Annotated in this window: 1 protein-coding gene; it reads left to right on the plus strand. The window is 63.1% G+C overall.

Annotation, left to right across the window (positions count from 1 at the left end; all coding sequences use genetic code 11):
* Positions 1–420, plus strand: a 420-nt coding sequence (locus tag IA22_RS36275) for an IS5 family transposase (RefSeq protein ID WP_106973292.1), incomplete at its 5' end; no start/stop codon positions are given.
* Positions 421–442: the final 22 nt, after the last annotated feature.

The raw sequence follows: 442 nt of genomic DNA on the forward strand, positions 1-442 counted from the left end.
CATGGCCGTCCGCTCAGCTTTGTCGTCACCGGCGGCAACATCAACGACTGCACGCAGTTCGAGCAGGTCCTCGCGCAGATCAGTGTTCGCCGCCCAGGCCCAGGCCGACCGCGCAACCGGCCCGATCATCTCCTGGGCGACAAGGGATACAGCAGTCGGGGCATACGCAATTACCTGCGGAAACGCGGTATCCCGCACACCATCCCGGAACGCTCGGACCAGCAGGCAAACCGCCGCCGTCGTGGTAGCAACGGCGGCAGGCCGCCCGCTTTCGACGGGGAGCGCTACAAACAGCGCAACGTCGTCGAGCGCTGCTTCAACGCGTTAAAGCAGTACCGGGCCATAGCCACCCGCTACGACAAAACCCGCGAATCCTACGAAGCAGCACTCACCATCGCGTCACTCCTGATGTGGATATGACCCTTTGAAGACAGGCCCTAGG

The sequence above is a fragment of the Kitasatospora papulosa genome (assembly GCF_000717245.1).
Lineage (GTDB): Bacteria > Actinomycetota > Actinomycetes > Streptomycetales > Streptomycetaceae > Streptomyces > Streptomyces papulosus.